Origin of the sequence: Vibrio sp. Vb1980, from assembly GCF_033338615.1 — a bacterium.
GTDB lineage: Bacteria > Pseudomonadota > Gammaproteobacteria > Enterobacterales > Vibrionaceae > Vibrio > Vibrio alginolyticus.
Window position 1 is genome coordinate 1 of the sequence record NZ_JAWOSZ010000059.1, and the last position, 941, is coordinate 941.

At 38.6% G+C, this 941-nt stretch carries 1 pseudogene; it reads right to left on the reverse strand.

The annotated features are described in order from the left end of the window. Window positions 1-798: pseudogene (locus tag R7F64_RS23775) on the reverse strand (hypothetical protein); the annotation flags it as partial. Between the last annotated feature and the right edge of the window lie 143 nt (window positions 799-941).

The window sequence follows — 941 nt, forward strand, 5'->3', positions numbered from 1 at the left end:
GAGTAAATCCTGTTCTTGTTTTTTCAAATCTTCGATATTTATATGTAAATCATACTTACGTTTTTCGTTTTGGTATCGAGTTAGATTGTGTTGTGCCGTTTCAGTATCAGCTTTGATTCTGTCTAATGTTCCATTGGCTAGGTTAACTCTTTCGTTAATCTGTTCGAGTTCGCTCAATGCTCTTTGTTGTTCAGACTCAATTGATGAGTGTTCGAGTGAGGCGATGTTTCGTGTTAATGGGTGGAGAGGATTAAATGACAGCCAAGAGCAACGTTTATGAAATTTTGAGTTCAAAACATTCTCTTTGAGGTAGGTAGTAAAGTCAGTCGATGGAACGGCTAAGTTGCTAAGGTTTACTTCAATGACACTTTCAAATCGGGTTCTGAGTTGGCGAATCTGCTTTTGATCCACTTCTGAATCTTCTAGCGCAATGGTTAGGTATATTGCTTGGTTATCGAGAAGTGTCAGTTCGATAAGAGGGCGAGTATCAGTATCGACAAGTAAGCTACAGTGACTCAATTCAACAGGTATGCTGTTCGTGCAGGAGTAATCAATAGGGATTGATAATCGAAGCTCGTCAGACAGTAAAGAAGTTAATCGTTCACATACCTCAGAAAGAACAAGGTGCTCACACTGCTTATCAATGTGTTGAAAGAGCTGAAAATCTTCTTCACGTTTTACTGGTTCACCACAAACACGACAAAGAGCTGTTAAGTCTTTACTTTCTTTTGAATCAATCAATTCGCCTTTTTCATTAAGGCAAAACCGAATCCCCATTCTTTGTGTGCTGCACAGCATTTTATACCTCACTGATACTAAAAAGACTTAGACCTATTCAACCAGATTTGGCACTAGAAAAGTATGCAATTTAATTAATATTGAGACAGGGATAGTAAAAGTGGGGGAGTGATCAAGGTCACAACTCTTAGGCCGAGATTTTT